Origin of the sequence: Pseudomonas sp. KK18, from assembly GCF_037094675.1 — a bacterium.
Lineage (GTDB): Bacteria > Pseudomonadota > Gammaproteobacteria > Pseudomonadales > Pseudomonadaceae > Aquipseudomonas.
The window spans coordinates 6,751,153-6,766,320 of sequence record NZ_CP146605.1; the positions used below are offsets into that span (position 1 = coordinate 6,751,153).

Annotated in this window: 18 protein-coding genes; 5 read left to right on the forward strand and 13 right to left on the reverse strand. The window is 63.5% G+C overall.

From position 1 onward, the window contains the following. The first annotated feature begins 54 nt into the window (after nucleotides 1-54). Nucleotides 55-774, forward strand: coding sequence for a 16S rRNA (uracil(1498)-N(3))-methyltransferase (locus tag V6607_RS30735; protein WP_134327455.1), 720 nt, complete (start codon nucleotides 55-57; stop codon nucleotides 772-774). A 135-nt stretch (nucleotides 775-909) separates the two neighbouring features. On the opposite strand, the gene V6607_RS30740 is transcribed toward V6607_RS30735, so the two are convergent. The 3 genes from V6607_RS30740 to V6607_RS30750 are packed head-to-tail and all read right to left on the reverse strand — an operon-like array spanning nucleotide 910 to nucleotide 3,475. After that, on the reverse strand, nucleotides 910-1,845 hold the full coding sequence (locus V6607_RS30740; protein ID WP_256662376.1) for a transporter substrate-binding domain-containing protein: 936 nt from the start codon (nucleotides 1,843-1,845) through the stop codon (nucleotides 910-912). A gap of 24 nt (nucleotides 1,846-1,869) precedes the next feature. Continuing rightward, complete coding sequence (locus tag V6607_RS30745) at nucleotides 1,870-2,223, reverse strand: Rid family hydrolase (RefSeq protein WP_008434109.1); 354 nt, start codon at nucleotides 2,221-2,223, stop codon at nucleotides 1,870-1,872. Between the two features lie 10 nt (nucleotides 2,224-2,233). After that, complete coding sequence (locus V6607_RS30750) at nucleotides 2,234-3,475, reverse strand: D-amino acid dehydrogenase (RefSeq protein ID WP_134327456.1); 1,242 nt, start codon at nucleotides 3,473-3,475, stop codon at nucleotides 2,234-2,236. Between the two features lie 108 nt (nucleotides 3,476-3,583). Between V6607_RS30750 and V6607_RS30755 the strand changes: the two genes are divergently transcribed. After that, nucleotides 3,584-4,486, forward strand: coding sequence for a LysR substrate-binding domain-containing protein (locus V6607_RS30755; protein ID WP_003216829.1), 903 nt, complete (start codon nucleotides 3,584-3,586; stop codon nucleotides 4,484-4,486). Here V6607_RS30755 and V6607_RS30760 read toward each other — a convergent pair. Beyond that, the gene (locus V6607_RS30760) at nucleotides 4,481-5,098 is read right to left on the reverse strand and encodes a hemolysin III family protein (RefSeq protein ID WP_003216828.1); all 618 of its coding nucleotides are present in this window, start codon (nucleotides 5,096-5,098) and stop codon (nucleotides 4,481-4,483) included. The genes V6607_RS30755 and V6607_RS30760 overlap by 6 nt on opposite strands. 235 nt (nucleotides 5,099-5,333) lie before the next feature. Between V6607_RS30760 and V6607_RS30765 the strand changes: the two genes are divergently transcribed. Genes V6607_RS30765 through V6607_RS30775 form a run of 3 tightly spaced genes read left to right on the forward strand, consistent with a single transcriptional unit; the run spans nucleotide 5,334 to nucleotide 7,394 of the window. Continuing rightward, complete coding sequence (locus tag V6607_RS30765) at nucleotides 5,334-5,900, forward strand: chromate transporter (protein ID WP_134327457.1); 567 nt, start codon at nucleotides 5,334-5,336, stop codon at nucleotides 5,898-5,900. Beyond that, complete coding sequence (locus V6607_RS30770; RefSeq protein ID WP_134327458.1) at nucleotides 5,900-6,442, forward strand: chromate transporter; 543 nt, start codon at nucleotides 5,900-5,902, stop codon at nucleotides 6,440-6,442. Before V6607_RS30765 ends, V6607_RS30770 begins: the two co-directional genes overlap by 1 nt. Nucleotides 6,443-6,479: 37 nt before the next feature. Continuing rightward, nucleotides 6,480-7,394: a LysR substrate-binding domain-containing protein gene (locus V6607_RS30775; protein ID WP_003216822.1), complete on the forward strand. Its 915-nt coding sequence runs from the start codon at nucleotides 6,480-6,482 to the stop codon at nucleotides 7,392-7,394. A gap of 156 nt (nucleotides 7,395-7,550) precedes the next feature. Here V6607_RS30775 and madM read toward each other — a convergent pair whose 3' ends face one another. The 9 genes from madM to mdcA all read right to left on the reverse strand — a co-directional run bounded on the left by madM (nucleotide 7,551) and on the right by mdcA (nucleotide 14,895). Beyond that, nucleotides 7,551-8,315 (reverse strand): malonate transporter subunit MadM, encoded by a 765-nt coding sequence (gene madM, locus V6607_RS30780; protein WP_003216820.1) that lies wholly within the window; start codon nucleotides 8,313-8,315, stop codon nucleotides 7,551-7,553. Nucleotide 8,316: 1 nt separating this feature from the next. Further along, nucleotides 8,317-8,730 carry a malonate transporter subunit MadL gene (gene madL / locus V6607_RS30785; protein WP_003216818.1) on the reverse strand — a complete coding sequence of 138 codons (414 nt, stop codon included), beginning with the start codon at nucleotides 8,728-8,730 and terminating at the stop codon, nucleotides 8,317-8,319. Nucleotides 8,731-8,976: 246 nt separating this feature from the next. Then, complete coding sequence (mdcH, locus tag V6607_RS30790) at nucleotides 8,977-9,882, reverse strand: malonate decarboxylase subunit epsilon (protein WP_134327460.1); 906 nt, start codon at nucleotides 9,880-9,882, stop codon at nucleotides 8,977-8,979. Beyond that, nucleotides 9,879-10,475 carry a malonate decarboxylase holo-ACP synthase gene (locus V6607_RS30795; RefSeq protein ID WP_102604129.1) on the reverse strand — a complete coding sequence of 199 codons (597 nt, stop codon included), beginning with the start codon at nucleotides 10,473-10,475 and terminating at the stop codon, nucleotides 9,879-9,881. The genes mdcH and V6607_RS30795 overlap by 4 nt, the downstream gene beginning before the upstream one ends. Next, on the reverse strand, nucleotides 10,469-11,245 hold the full coding sequence (gene mdcE, locus V6607_RS30800; RefSeq protein WP_102604128.1) for a biotin-independent malonate decarboxylase subunit gamma: 777 nt from the start codon (nucleotides 11,243-11,245) through the stop codon (nucleotides 10,469-10,471). Before mdcE ends, V6607_RS30795 begins: the two co-directional genes overlap by 7 nt. Then, nucleotides 11,242-12,084 (reverse strand): biotin-independent malonate decarboxylase subunit beta, encoded by an 843-nt coding sequence (locus V6607_RS30805; protein ID WP_102370090.1) that lies wholly within the window; start codon nucleotides 12,082-12,084, stop codon nucleotides 11,242-11,244. Before V6607_RS30805 ends, mdcE begins: the two co-directional genes overlap by 4 nt. Further along, a complete protein-coding gene (locus tag V6607_RS30810) occupies nucleotides 12,077-12,376 on the reverse strand; it encodes a malonate decarboxylase subunit delta (RefSeq protein ID WP_003216806.1) in 300 nt (99 codons plus the stop codon). The genes V6607_RS30805 and V6607_RS30810 overlap by 8 nt, the downstream gene beginning before the upstream one ends. After that, nucleotides 12,376-13,224, reverse strand: a complete 849-nt coding sequence (locus V6607_RS30815; RefSeq protein WP_134327461.1) for a triphosphoribosyl-dephospho-CoA synthase — start codon at nucleotides 13,222-13,224, stop codon at nucleotides 12,376-12,378. The genes V6607_RS30810 and V6607_RS30815 overlap by 1 nt, the downstream gene beginning before the upstream one ends. Continuing rightward, nucleotides 13,225-14,895 (reverse strand): malonate decarboxylase subunit alpha, encoded by a 1,671-nt coding sequence (gene mdcA / locus V6607_RS30820; protein ID WP_023659312.1) that lies wholly within the window; start codon nucleotides 14,893-14,895, stop codon nucleotides 13,225-13,227. Between the last annotated feature and the right edge of the window lie 273 nt (nucleotides 14,896-15,168).

Here is a 15,168-nt window from a genome sequence, read left to right on the forward strand (position 1 = left end):
ATGCAGCCATGGACGCTCCGCGTCCGCCCTGCACACTATTTCCAGAGAACAGAAATGAGACTGTCCCGCTTTTTTGTCGACGCCCCCCTGAGCCTTGGCGACCACGAGTTGCCGGAAGCCCAGGCGCACTACATCAGCCGCGTATTGCGCATGAGCGAAGGCGACCCCGTGCAGTTGTTCGACGGTTCCGGACAGGAGTTTCGCGCCAGCTTGCTGGAAGTCGGCAAAAAACGCGTGGTGGTGCAAGTCACCGAAACCTTCGCCGGGCAGGTCGAGTCGCCGTTGCAGATTCACCTCGGCCAGGGCCTGTCCCGTGGCGAGCGGATGGACTGGGCGATCCAGAAAGCCACCGAGCTTGGGGTGAATGAAATCACCCCGATCTTCAGCGACCGCTGCGAAGTGCGCCTCAAGGACGAACGCGCCGACAAACGCCTGCAGCACTGGCGCCAGGTGGCGATCAGCGCGTGCGAGCAGTGCGGTCGCTCGCGAGTGCCGGTGATTCACCCACCGCTGTTGCTGGCGGATTGGTTGAAACAGGCCGAAGCGGATTTGAAGCTGGTGCTGCACCCGGTGGCCGAGCCCCTGGTGAGCCACGCCAAGCCTGGGAGCCTGGCCTTCCTGATCGGGCCGGAGGGTGGATTGACTGATGGCGAAGTCGAAGCGGCACAAGGTGCGGGGTTTCATGCCGCACGGTTGGGCCCACGGGTGCTGCGTACCGAAACTGCGCCAGTCGTGGCGCTGGCGGTGGCTCAACAACTCTGGGGCGACTTCTAAACCCGTTTTGCAAACCCCATCAAATGTGGGAGCGGGCTTGCTCGCGAATGCGGTGGATCAGTCACACATGTATTGACTGGCACTCCGCTTTCGCGAGCAAGCCCGCTCCCACATTTGGATCGGGTTTGCACTCCGCTACTCCACCGGGTCACTCACAGGCGTCGCAATAATCGCCTTCAACTCACTGGTCATCGGGAATTCCAGGTTCAAGCCCTTGGGCGGGATCGGCTGCTCAAACCAGCGCTGGTAAATGCCGTTGATCTCCCCCGAGCTGTACAGCCCGGCCAGGGTCTCGTTGACCACCGAGAGAAACTGCGGGTCGTCCTTGCGCACCATGCAGCTGTAGATTTCCCGCGACTGTTCTTCCCCGACCACCACCCACTTGTGCGGGTCCCTGGCCTTGGCGCGCTCCCCGTAGAGCAACGCGTCATCCATGTAGAACGCCGCCGCCCGTCCGGATTGCAGCATCTGGAAGGCTTCGCCGTGGTCCTTGGCGCTGATCACCGACATGTTCAGTTTGTGATCAACGTTGTAGCTCTTGAGGAACCGCTCGTTGGTGGTGCCGGCGGTGGTTACCACGTTCTTGCCTTGCAGGTCGGCGAAGCTTTTGATGCCGCTGTCGTTGGCGGTCAGCAACTGGCCCTTCACGTAGATAAACCCGTAGGAAAACGCTACCTGCTTCTGCCGCTCGGCGGTCACGCCGGTGGAACCGCATTCCAGGTCCACGGTGCCGTTTTGCACCAGGGCTATGCGGGTCTGGGAAGTCACCAGGTTGTACTTCACGTTGAGCTTCGGCACACCGGTTTTCTGCTGGATACGCTCGACGATCTTGTTCGCCAGCTCCACCGAATAGCCCATGGGCTTGCCGCTGTGATCCCCCACATAGGAAAACGGCACCGAGGCATCGCGGTAGCCGAGGGTGATGCTCCTGGCGTTGGCGATCTTGCTCAGCGTGCCGTCCAAGGGGGCTTCGGTTGCCTGGGTCTGTGCACTCAATATCAGGGCCAGGAAGAGTATGGGGCTGCTGCGCAGCCCGACGGGGGACGAGCCCCCTCGCCACAGTTTTTGCATTGTTATTCTCCGTTTTTGTTTTAGTTATGGACGGCGCACGGCAATGACGCTGATCTCGACCAGCACGTCCGGTCGCGCCAACTGCGCCTGCAACGTGGTACGCGTCGGTGCCTGCCCCGGCGATAGCCAGGCGGACCAGACTTCATTCATCGGCGCAAAACCCTCCTGGATATTGTTCAGGTAGATGGTCGCATTCAGCAGATGATCCTTGTCGCTGCCGGCCTCGGCCAGCAGCGCATCAATCCTGGCCAGCACCTGTTCGGTCTGGGTCTTTACATCACGGCCTTCGCCCGGCACCTGGCCGGACAAAAACACCAGGTCCTGAAACACCACGGCGCCAGACAAGCGGCTGTTGCTGTTGATTCGGGTGATGGTCATCGAAATATCCTCAAGCGGCACGGGGCGCGAAGCCCTGCATATCAATGGAAGTGGTGTGCCGGCCAATCAACTCGGCCAGTACCTGGCCGCTGCCGCAAGCCAGGGTAAACCCGAGGGCGCCGTGGCCGAGGTTAAGCCACAGGTTGCTGTAGGCGCTGGCACCAATCAACGGCACGCCGGTCGGCGTGGCCGGGCGCATACCGGCCCATTCGACCGCGTGCTGGTAGTCACCGGCCAGCGGGAACGTCTCAAGTGCCTGGCGTTTAATCAGCGCCAGGCGCTTGGGTTCCAGGCGGGTGTCGAAGCCGACAATATCCACCATCGCCGCCACCCGCAGTTGCTCACCGATGCGCGCGTAGACGATCTTGCGGTCGTAATCGGTGATGCTGATGTTCGGCGCCTGATGCTGCGCGCCAATCGGCACGCTCAGGCTGTAACCCTTGAGGGGATACAGCGGCAGCGACATACCCGGCAAGGCCAGCTCGGGGCTGCGGTGCCCGGCGGCCAACACCAGGTGCTGCACCGGCAAGACTTCACTGCCCATTTCGATAGCCTGCACGGCGCCTGCGCTGTGACGAATCGCCGTCACCTTGCGCCCCAACAGGAACGTGCAACGCCCCGACGCTTCAAGGCGCGCCGCCAGTTGCTGGCAGAACCCATGGCAGTCGCCGACCTCTTCATTGGGCGTATAGATGCCGCCGGCAAAACTGGCGCTGTCCAGGGTCGGTTCCAGCCGTGCGCAGTCCGCCGCCGAGAGCACTTGCTGTTGCAGCGGGTCGGTCACTTTATTCAAGGCGCGTTCATAGCTGTCGAGGCTGCGAAAGGTCACCAGCTTGCCGTTGCGCCGCCAGTGGAAACCGCCCAGTTGGTCTTCTTCACGCCAGCGTTGCAGGGTGCCCTGGCTCAAGGACGCCAGGCGCAGCAGGTGGGCCGCATTGCGCTGGTTCACCGAGCCACGGCAGGCGCCCAGGAACGAGGCAATCCAGCGCCACTGCGCCGGGTCCATGCGCGGGCGCAGCTTCAGCGGCGAGTCACCGCGCAGCATCCAGCCGATGGCTTGCAACGGTACGCCCTTGTCGGCCAACGGCGCGACATAGCGGTAGGACAGTTGCCCGCCGTTGGCGAAGCTGGTCTCGCTGCCCAGGGTTTCCCGGGCTTCGACCACCGTCACCTGCATGCCGGCACGCACCAGCGCATAGGCACTCGCCAGGCCGATAACCCCGCCACCGATGATGCAAACCTGCTGAGCCATGTGCGTCCCTTAACCGTGCGATGTCAGGCTTGAAGGTTAGAGGCAGGTGACAGCGGCGGGACAATGAATAAAGATGGGTCACCCATAAACAAAGGTTATGGACTGCCCATGCGCTTGCGTCATATCGAAATCTTCCAGGCCATCCGCCAGACCGGTTCCATCAGCGCCGCCGCCCAGTTGCTGCATGTCTCGCAGCCGGCGGTGAGCAAGGTGCTGCAGCACGCCGAGTTGCAGTTGGGGTTCCCGCTGTTCCTGCGCATACGCGGCAAGCTGCAGCCAACCCCGGAAGCGCTGGCGCTGGAGCGCGAAGTCGACAAGGTGACCGAAAGCCTGCAAGGCGTGCGGCGCCTGGCACAGAACCTGCGCCGCGAGCCGGGCCAGAGCCTGCGTATCGGCGCCACACCCGCGCTGGCCTTGTCGTTGCTGCCGCCGGCCATCCGCGAATGGACCCAACGCTACCCGGACATCGCCTGCGAGCTGTCCAGCGCCCACAGCCGCGAGCTGGTGCAAAACCTGTTGATGCGTGAGGTCGACGTGGCGCTGACCCTGCAACCGCCCGATCACCCGGGCCTGACCGCCCAGGCCCTGGCCCACGGCGTGCTGGTGGCGCTGGCGCCGCAGGGTTACTGGAAGGAAAACGAGCTGGGCAAACCGTTGCCGCTGATGGCCCTGGCGGGCGCGCCGTTGATTGGCCTGTCCAGCGCCGACCCGTTGTCGGCGAAGCTGGACAGCTACCTGGAAGCGGTCGATCCACCGCCACGGGTCAGCATCGCAGTGCAGACCTATTCCCTGGCCAGGGCCATGGTCGAATCCGGCGCCGGGCTGGCGGTGATTGATCCGTTCACCGCCCTCGGCGCATCACCGGCCACCACCTGCATTCGCCCGCTGGCGCCACCGCTGCCAATCACCTTGTACGCCCTGACCCGCGCCGACGAACCGCCGCCGCATATGCTGGCGAGCCTGTTGGAGATCTTCGGCAGCCGGGCCCAGGAGCAATTGGACCGGCTATAACACGTACCCCATGATCGCCACGAAATGCAGCAGGCTGCCGCCAATCACGAACAAATGCCAGATCCCGTGGGAGTGCCGCAAGCGGTCCTCCAGGGCAAAGAAAATAATGCCCACGGTGTACAGCACCCCGCCCGACGCCAGCCAGGCAAACCCGGTAGGCCCCAGCGCAGCAATCAGCGGCTTGACCGCCACCAGCACAATCCAGCCCATCACCGCATAGATCACGATCGACAGAATCCGCGCCTCGGAGCGTGGCTTGATCTCCTGCAGGATGCCGATCACCGCCAGCCCCCACACAATCCCGAACAGCGTCCAGCCCCACGGCCCGCGCAGCGTCACCAGGCAAAACGGCGTGTAGCTGCCGGCAATCAGCAGGTAGATCGAAAAGTGATCGACCTTCTGCATGATCGCTTTCTTGCGCCCGCGCACGCTGTGGTACACGGTCGACGCGCTGTACAGCACCAGCAACGTGAAACCGTAAATGGCCACGCTGACAATCTTCCAGGGGTTGCCGTCCATACTGGCCACCACCAACATCCATACAGCACCCACAAAAGCCGCAACCGCCCCGAGCAAGTGGCTCCAGGCGTTGAATCGTTCCCCGTGATACATGTGTCACTCACCTCGAATAACGGTTATCACCTCGACCATTCTGACGTCACCCACCCAATATCAGGTAACAACCTTTCTTCATTTGCCCAAATACACATGCCGATGGATGATTCGCTTCATCCTGTGGGAGCTGGCTTGCCGGCGATAGCGGTGTATCAGCAGCAGATGCATGTCTGACCCACCGCTATCGCAGGCAAGCCAGCTCCTACATAAAAGCCCCTCATCGGTAACGCCCATGGCCGACCTCGAACCTGCCCAGCCCCACCCGAGTCTGTGGCAATTGTTTTACAACTTCGCCATGGTCGGCCTGTTCGGCTTTGGCGGCGTGATGCCCTGGGCGCGGCAGATGATGGTCGACCGCAGGCAGTGGGTCAGCGAACAAGGCTTCAACGAGTTGCTGACCACCGGCCAATTTTTCCCCGGGCCGAATATCGCCAACGTCGGCATCATCTACGGTCGGCGCCTGCACGGTTTGCCGGGTGCGGTTGTGACCGTGGTCGGCTTGTATCTGTTCCCCTCGCTGATCACCGTCCTGGCCGGCTTCGCCTATGCCAAATGGTGGAGCCATGACGTGGTGCAGCAGATCTTCGGCGCGGTGATGCCGATCGCCACCGGGCTGATGCTCGGCACCACCTTGCGCCTGCTCAAGGCCATGCCGCGGACCCTGGCCAACTACAGCGCGTTCGTCCTGACCTTCGTATTGATGGCGGTGCTGGTGCTGCCGTTGTGGATGGTCCTGCTGATCTGCATTCCTAGCTCCCTGGCCTTGAGTTTCATGGGCAAGCAGAAGGTGGCCGGCTGATGCAGAGCGTGCTGTTTCACCTGATGATCCAATGCGCGCTGTGGTCGCTGATGGCGATTGGCGGCAACACCGTGGCCCTGAGCGATATCCACCGCTACACCGTCACCGACATGAACTGGATCACCGACGCCCAGTTCGTCGCCTTCTTCGCCTTGTCCCAGGCCTTGCCGGGGCCCAATGGCATGTTCCTGGTATTTATCGGCCAGCAAGCCGCCGGGTTGCCCGGCGCCCTGGTGGCCCTGACCGCCAAGCTGGTGCCCTGCTCGGTACTCACATACCTCGGCGCCGGCTGGCTGGAAAAACACAGCAAAACCCCGTGGGTGCAGCGGGTCAAAGGCAGCCTGCTGCCGATCTCCATCGGGCTGATCCTGGCCGCCAGCTACATCCTGATGAACAGCCTGGAAAACAATGCCACCAGCCTGGTGCTGACCCTGGCCAGCGCTGCCGTGGTGTATTACACAAGGCTCAACGCAATCTGGCTGATCATCCTCGGCGTGGTGTTGGGCCTGTGCAGCGCATGGCTGGGAGTGAACTGGTTTTAGGGGCACAATCGACGGCATTCGAACAAGAGTCACGCCCATGCTGATCGACGAAGAGTTCACCCTCAAGAAGCTGGAAATCTTCCTGGCGTTCATGCGCACCGGCAACCTGGCGCGGGCGGCGGCTGAACTGCAGACCAGCAACGTCAGCGTGCACCGGGCGATCCACTCCCTGGAAAACGCCCTGCGCTGCCCGCTGTTCAAGCACGAAGGGCGTAACCTCACGCCGCTGGAAAGCGCCTATGTGCTGGAAGAGCGTGCGCAGAAGCTGGTGCAGGATGTGGTCGACAGCGTGCGGGTGACCCGCGAGGCCGCCGGCTTTTCCGCCGAGCGCTTCAAGCTGGGCTCGCTGTATTCGCTGACGGTGAAGACCGTGCCGCAGTTGATCATGGGGCTGAAGATTCGCCGTAGCGAGCTGAATATCGACCTGATCCTCGGCTCCAATTTCGACCTGCTGTACAAGCTGAAGAACATGGAAGTCGATGCGATCCTGATCTCCCTCGACGAGCACGCCAACGATCCGGACTGCGAGCAGATCGCGCTGTTTTCCGACGACATCTTCCTCGCCACCCCGGCCGATTCACCCTTCGACCGTGAACAGGAAATCGACCTGGCGGACGTGCGCGACGCCACCTTCATCACCCTCACCCAAGGCTTCGCCACCCACCAGGACGGCAACCGCGTATTCAAGCAGGCAGGGTTCGAGCCGAAGGTGGCGATGCAGGTCAACGACATCTTCACCCTGCTGAGCATGGTCAGCTCGGGCGTGGGTTATGCGCTGCTGCCGGGGCGGATTGCGGCGGTGTATGAGAACCGGGTGAAGCTGATTCCCCTGCAACCGCGCTACCGTTTGCAGCAGCACATTGGCGTGGTGTTTCTGAAAGCCAAGGAACGCGACCCGAACCTGCTCGCGCTGTTGGCGGAGTGCCGGATGTATGCGAACCGCCAAACCTGACAATGATCCCCTGTGGCGAGGGAGCTTGCTCCCGCTCGGCTGCGCAGCAGTCGTAAAATCAGCGCCCGTGTTGTTTCAGGATGAATGCATTGGGACCGCTTCGCGCTCCAGCGGGAGCAAGCTCCCTCGCCACAAAAGCGGTCGACACATCTCGGGTCAGCCGACAATCCCGCGCACGATGAAGTACAGCACCGACGGCCCCAGCAAGCACCCAAGCCCGGTGTGAAAGGTGGCGGTCAGTGCGCCATACGGCACCAACCGCCGGTCCGTCGCCGCCAGGCCTGCCGTCACGCCGCTCACCGTGCCGGCCAAACCACCGAACACCATCGCCGAGCGCGGGTTATCCAAGCCCATCCAGCGTGCCGCCATGGGCGTGCCCACCATCACCAGGATCGCCTTGATCAACCCAGTCGCAATGGACAGCGCCACCACATCCGAGCTTGCACCCAACGCCGCCCCGGTCACCGGCCCGACGATGTAAGTCACCGCGCCCGCGCCGATGGTGGTCATGCTGATCGCATCGCGATAACCAAACGCCCAGGCGATACTCGCGCCCACAATAAACGGCAGCACCGTGCCCAGCAGCAAGGCAATCGCACCAATCAAGCCGGCCTTGCGCGCCTCGGTGGCCTGTACTTCAAATGCCGTGGCCACGATGGCAAAGTCCCGCAGCATGGCGCCGCCCATCAAGCCGATCCCGGAAAACAGCGCCACGTCCGCCAGGCCTTTCTGCCCGCCGGTCAAGGTGCCGCCCACCCAGGCCAGCACCAGCCCGATCACAATCGCGATGGCTGAGCCGTGGATGCGTCCGAAGGTCAGGCGCTTGGACAGCACCACCGAAATCCACATCACCACGCCGACAAATGCAAAGGCGGTGACCAAGCCGTTATTTGCCAGGCCTTTCTCGATGAGTTCCCACATATCAGCGACCTCCCGCGACAGGTGCAGCCGCAATCAGCGGCTCTTCATCGGGCAACGGTTCGCCCTTGTGCGTGCGGCTGATCAAGGCAATCGTGCAACCGCACACCACCACCGAACCAATCGCCGCCAGCACCGCCACCGGGCCGCCGTGCAGCGCGGTGACCACGTTCTGTTGCGCCGCCATCGCCACCACCACCGGGATGTACATGGCACCCCAGAAGCCGACACCCATCTCACATTCCTTGGTCATGCCGCCGTGTTTGTGCATCCACAACCGTGCGCAGATCAGCAGGATCATCGCGATCCCCACCCCGCCCACGTTGGATTTGACTCCCAGCAACACGCCGAGCATGTCGCCCAGAATCACGCCGGCCAACATGCAGATCGCCAGCAACGCCACACCGTAAATAATCATGATGGTTGTCCTCAAAGTGCTTCATCGAAATTGTTGTTTTTGTGCTTCGAAAGCCTTGGGCGGCAATGCCGATCCGATAAAGATGAATACCGTACCTGTGGCGAGGGAGCTTGCTCCCGTTGGGCTGCGTAGCGGCCCTGAAATCCTCGGAGCGCTGCGCACTCCAACGGGAGCAAGCTCCCTCGCCACAGGTCATTGGTGACCCGCTCTATCTCTTGACCGACCAGCATCAGCCTTGGTGGAGCTCTATCGGTGATGGTTTCCCTCCTCTCGCAGCAAGGCCTGCAAGGTGTCCAGGCGGGCGCCTTCGAAGGCGATGACGGTGCCTTGCTCGAACACCCGGCGCGCGAGGCCCGTAAGCACGGCACCGGGAGGCAGTTCGATATGCAGGCGCACACCGCGCTCGAAGGCGCTTTGCACGGTGCCGCGCCAGTCGACGATGCGGCACATGTTGAAGGCGAGGTCGTCGCGCAGGTGTTCGCTGTTGTGGATCGGCCGGGCGCGGGTGCTGCTCAGGTAGGTGATGCTCGGCGGTTTCAGTGTCACTTGGGCGAATGCTTCGGCCAGGGCCTCGGCGGGTTTTTCCAGCAGTACGCAATGAGACGGCACGCTGACGGCCAGGCGTTTGGCGACGCCGTTGCCGCGCACCAGATTGGCGACCGCCTTCATGGCCTCATCGCTGCCGGCGATGACCGTCTGGTTGTCGGCATTGATATTGGCCAGGTAAACCGGGGTTTGCGGGCTGTGGACCTGAGCAAGCAAGGCTTCGACGGTGGACAGGTCCGGGCCGATAAGGGCGGTCATGCCGTAGCCGTGGGGATACGCTTGCTGCATCAGTTCGCCGCGCAGGCTGACGAGTTTCAGCGCGTCGGCAAAGTCCAGGGAGCCGGCAATTACAGCGGCTGGATAGGCGCCGATGGACAGGCCGGCGACGTAGTCGGGTGTGTGTTCCAGCAAGCGCGCGCTGGCCACGCCGGCAATCAACAGGCAGAGCTGCACGGCACGGGTCGAGGCCAGCGCTTCGGCAGAATCCAGGGTAAGCACATCCTCATTGAGGGCAGCACTGGCTTCGTCCAGCACCGCACGCGGCAGTTGCTGGAGCATGCCGGGACGCTGGGCGCCCTGCCCCGGGAATGCCAGGAGGCTGCTCATGCCAAGGCCTGCCACGGGTCGAGCACCAACTGCGCGCCACCGGCATTTTTCAGCAGCACGCGACGCGAACCACCGGCCCATTCACGCAACGCGACCGCGCCAAAAGGCGTTTGCAGTTGCAGGTCCACGGCGCACACCGCCGTATCCAGTATCGCCAGCAGGTCCTCTGCATCGCTGCGTTCAAGGCGCTCGGGCGTGCGCAGAATCAAATCCAGATCGCTCTTGGCATGCAACGCTTCGACGCCGCTGGCCAACTCGAAACCCGCACTGCCGGTGACGCCCCAACTCTCTCCCGCCAGCACCGGTCGCAACTGAGCGAGGGCCTGCAACGCCGGCAAATCCCTTGGCGAGATCACACCGCGCAGGTCTTCCGGCACCACGCGCCGCTGCACCGCCGCCATCGGCATCACGGCGGCGAAGCGCTGCTCGCGCAAGCGCCCGCGTACCCCCACCGCTACCTGGCCCGGCGACGCGACGGCACGCCGCACCACCACCGGATGCCCAGCGGCCAATGCTTCCAGCACCCAGGCCGGTGCATCAGCGGGCGCATGCGCCGGGGTCATGCCCCAGAGCAAGTCGTGAGCGTTCACCATTGCTCCCGCAGCAGTTGGCGCACGTGGCTGGAGGCGGCGCGGTTAGTGGCGCCCAGGCGACCGCTCAGGTCCCGACCGCCGGCCTGCACATCCTTGATCGCCTGCACCAGGCAATCGCTGACACGCGCCACATCTTCGGTGGTGGGCTGCTCGATCTGGCTGACCGACAAGGTCTCCCAGAGCAAGCCAAGGCTGGCATAACTGTCGATGTCATAGGCCATCGGCGGCACGCTGGCGGCCAGGGTTTCCAGCTCTTCAACACTGCGCAGGGTTACCCGCGCCGCCGAAGCCTTGCCCATGGCATGCACCATCACGCCGGGGTCGCGCAGGGCAATCAGGCGGTTGGCCTGGTAACCATGGGCGAGGAAGGCGCCGGACATCGCCTTGCCCACCAGCAGCGCGATCACCGGGTGACCGGCCAGGCGGGCACGGGCGTAGCTGTCGGCAGCGGCGGCCAATGCCTGGTGAATGCCCAAGGCCTCTTCGCGACGACCGTAGGCCTGGCTCGGCACATCCACGATGGCAATCAGCGGACGCTTGTCGCCGGTATCGATCGCCTCATCAACGGCCTTGGCCAAGCCCCAGCCTTCCAGCAAACCGACTTCACCGTTGCGAGCGCGAGGGAAGCGGTTTTGTGGGTCGGTGACCACCGCGATAAAGCGCACTGGCTGATCACCGAGCACACCGTCGGCAACTTTCAGCGAGTTCGGCAAACCGCTCACTGGCGCTGCGTCGCCGCTCAATGCGTTGAACCACTGCAAACCTCTCATGAGCGTTCTCCCTGATACAGATCGCGAACCGTCGCCGGGTCGATTTGCGGTTCGGCGTTCAGTGCGGCCAGGCGTTCCAGATAGTGATCAACCTGACGGCTGCGCTGGTTTTCCGGCAAGCCTTGTTGCAGCAGCTCAGTGATCTGCTGCTGAATCTGCGCCACGTCGTCGGCCACATACCGGTCGGCCAAGCCACTGTTGAAACGCTGCTCACCGCCGGTCAGGCTCCAGATGAAGGGCCGGTCACGGGAGTCGTATTCTTCAAGGCCGGCTTCCTGCTCGATCACCTGCGGGCCGTTCAGGCCAAGGCGCGCCTCACGGGTCACCAGCAGATAACTGCACAAGCCTGCCGCGATGGACATGCCGCCAAAACAACCGACGCTGCCCGCCACCACGCCGATCACCGGCTGGTACTGGCGCAGGTCGACAATCGCCGCATGGATATCGGCGATGGCAGCCAAGCCCAGGTTGGCTTCCTGCAAGCGCACGCCGCCGGTTTCCAGCAGCAGGATCGCGCGAGTAGGGATACCGTTGCGGTTGTCTTCAGCAGCCAACTCCAGTGCACCGGCCATCTTTGCGCCGCCGACTTCACCGAGACTGCCGCCCTGGAAATTGCCTTCGATGGCCGCGATGACCACCGGCAAGCCGGCGATGCTGCCCTTGGCGATCACCACGCCGTCATCTGCCTGCGGCACCACGCCCTGGCGGCTCAGCCACGGCGACATGACGCGCTGGAACGGGTCGATCAGTTCGCGATAGCTGCCCGCGTCGAGCAAGGCCTTGGCCCGTTGCCGGGCGCCGAGTTCGACGAAGCTGTGTTTGTTCAGCAAGTCAGTCATGACCGATCTCCTCGAAGCCTTGCTCCAGGCGCAAGCGCACCACGCCGGGTGTGGCGCCGAAGTCGTGGATATCGATGTTCAATGCGGGGGGTGTCTGTTCCTGGAAGATCCGTTCGAACAGATGCTGCCAACGCAGCTGCGCACCGTTCACCGAGGTCTGCACCTGGATCGTCAGGGTGCCGGCGGTGCCCGGTTCCAGCAGCACTTCGAGGTCGCCGGAGCCGACGCAACCTACCAGCGCGCGGCCCTTGGCGGGCTGCCCGGCGGGGAATTCAAAGGATAAGGTTTCCATCACAGCGCTCCGTCGAGGCGGTCGATAAACAGGCAGGCGGCCAACAGGTCGGCGGCGCCACCGGGGGAGGCATTCAGCGCCAGCAGTTGCTGGTCCAGCTCATGCAGTTGGCGGCGGCCGGCGAGGCTTGCGCTGCCGCCGGCGTCCAGTACCGCTTGGGCGCCCTGCTGCATGGCCTGCAAGCCTTCAGGACCGGCGCGGTAGAGCACGCAGGTGTCGGCCAGGTCCGTCATGATCGCCAGCAAGGCATCGAGGCGCGCGTTCTGTTCGCCGTGTTGTTGCAGGCGGCTTTTTTTCAGCTGTGGCAGGCCGCGCTGTAGCACTGACGGGAAGCCCAATTGCGCTTCTTCGCGAGCACCGCGTGCGCCGTAGCGTTGTGCGACCTGGGCGCCGTGGCTCAGCGGTTGCGGTGCGTAACGGTCGTTGAGCAAGGCCAGGCGGGCGGCGCGCAACGTCACCGCGCTGGCAGTGCAGGATTCGGATTGCAGTGCGGCAGCGGCGACTAACAGGCCGAGGGCCCAGATCGCGCCGCGATGGGTATTTACGCCGCTGGTGGTGACGAGCATCGCCTGTTCACCTTCGCGACCGATGCGCCCGAGGGCTTCACGCAGGGGCAAACCGACTTCGCCAAATTCGACAGCGGCCTCGGCCATTTCCTTGAACGCCGGCCACAGCGACAGCGCCGAGGCGTGCATCAAGCCGAGGTGCAAATCGGTATGGGCGCCGTTGCCGCGACGGTCTACCAGGGCGGGTTTCGGCGACAGGTCCGCCTCATCGATCAACGCGTCGACGGCCATGTCGGCCAGGCGTTCGGCCAGTGTCAGGTCGTGCAGTTTGAGTGCGTACATTTACCAGCTCCTGAACTTGGCGGGCGGGTTGTACAAGCCACCGGACCACTCCACCAGATCGGCCACGCTCTTGGCGGCCAGCAGCTCGCGGGTGGCATCGGTGCGGCGGATGCCGAGGTCTTCGGGCAGCGCAATCAAGCCTTCGCGACGCATGCGTGCGGTGTCCTTGGGGTTGTGGCGCAAGCCGATGGCGGTCACCCCGGCCACGGCGGCGATCATCGCCTGGCGCTCTTCCAGGGAACGGGCCTTGTACAGGTATGCGATGCCTTCTTCGGTGAGCAGGTGCGTGACGTCGTCGCCGTAGATCATGATCGGCGCCAGGGGCATGCCGCTTTTGCGGGCGACTTCCACCGCGTCGAGGGTTTCGACAAAGGTGGGTTTGCCGCCTTCCTGGAAGGTCTCCACCATCTGCACCACGAGCTTTTTGCCGCGTTCGAGCAAGGCCTCGGGAGCGTCGTCGTGGCGCATGTCGAGCCAGGCGGGTGTGCCATGGCGGCGACCGCGCGGGTCGTGGCCCATGTTCGGCGCACCACCAAAACCGGCGAGGCGGCCACGGGTAACGGTGGAGGAATGACCGTCGCCATCGACCTGCAAGGTGGCGCCGATAAACAGGTCCACCGCGTACTGCCCGGCCAGCTGGCAGAACATTCGGTTGGAGCGCAGCGAGCCGTCGCGACCCGTGAAGAACACATCCGGCCGGGCGGCGATGTAGTTCTCCATGCCCAGTTCGGTGCCGAAGCAATGCACGCTTTCGACCCAGCCGCTTTCGATGGCCGGGATCAGGGTTGGGTGCGGGTTGAGGGTCCAGTTGCGACAGATCTTGCCCTTCAGGCCCAGGGATTCACCGTAGGTCGGCAGGATCAATTCGATGGCGGCGGTGTTGAAACCGATGCCATGGTTCAGCGACTGAACGTTGTGTTTTTCATAGATGCCGCGGATCGCCATCATCGCCATCAACACATGCACGGGCTTGATGTGGCGTGGGTCGCGGGTGAACAGCGGTTCGATGTAGAAGGGCTTGTCAGCGACCACCACGAAATCGACCCAGCTCGCGGGGATGTCGACGCGCGGCAGGTCGGTGACGTCATCCACCAGTTGGTTGACCTGGACGATGACGATGCCATCGCTGAAGGCGGCCGGCTCGATCAGCGCGGGTGTGTCTTCGGTGCTCGGGCCGGTGTAGATATTGCCGGCGCGGTCGGCCATGAAGCCGGCCGACAGGACCACGTTGGGGATCAGGTCCACCACCAGCCGCGCGTAGAGTTCGATGTAGGTATGAATCGCGCCAATTTCCAGCAGGCCGTCTTCCAGCAACTGGCTGATGCGCAGGGACTGGGTGCCGGCAAAGGAGAAATCCAGCTTGCGGGCGATGCCCTTTTCAAACAGGTCCAGGTGCTCGGAGCGGCCGACGCTGGGCATGATCATGTGCAGGTCGTGGAGCTTGGCGGGGTCGGCCTTGGCCAGGGAGCGCGAGAGGAAATCGGCCTGCTTCTGGTTGTTGCCCTCCAGCACCACGCGGTCGCCGGGGAGGATCAGGGCTTCCAGGGCTTCGACAATGCGCTCGCTGGGGAGCACGGCGCCATCGGCGAAGGATCGCACCAATGCGAGGCGGCGCTGCTTCTCATCGCGCCGCCGCGTCCAGCGCGAGTCGGGGGAAGTTGTTGTTGTCATGGTCGCTCCACGGGATTTGCTGTCGTGGGCTGTACCTTAGGAGGGTATTGGGGGGGCATCAATCAAGCTGCGCGGTGAACCATTACGATTGGAGTAATGGTTCATTAGCAAACGCTGAGGCTCGGGCTCAACACAGTTCAAATGTGGGAGCGGGCTTGCTCGCGAATGCGGTGGGTCAGTTGATAAATCGGGTACTGACACACCGCATTCGCGAGCAAGCCCGCTCCCACATTTGCTCAGCGCTGTTCGGGAGAACGTGCGCAGAAGTCCCAA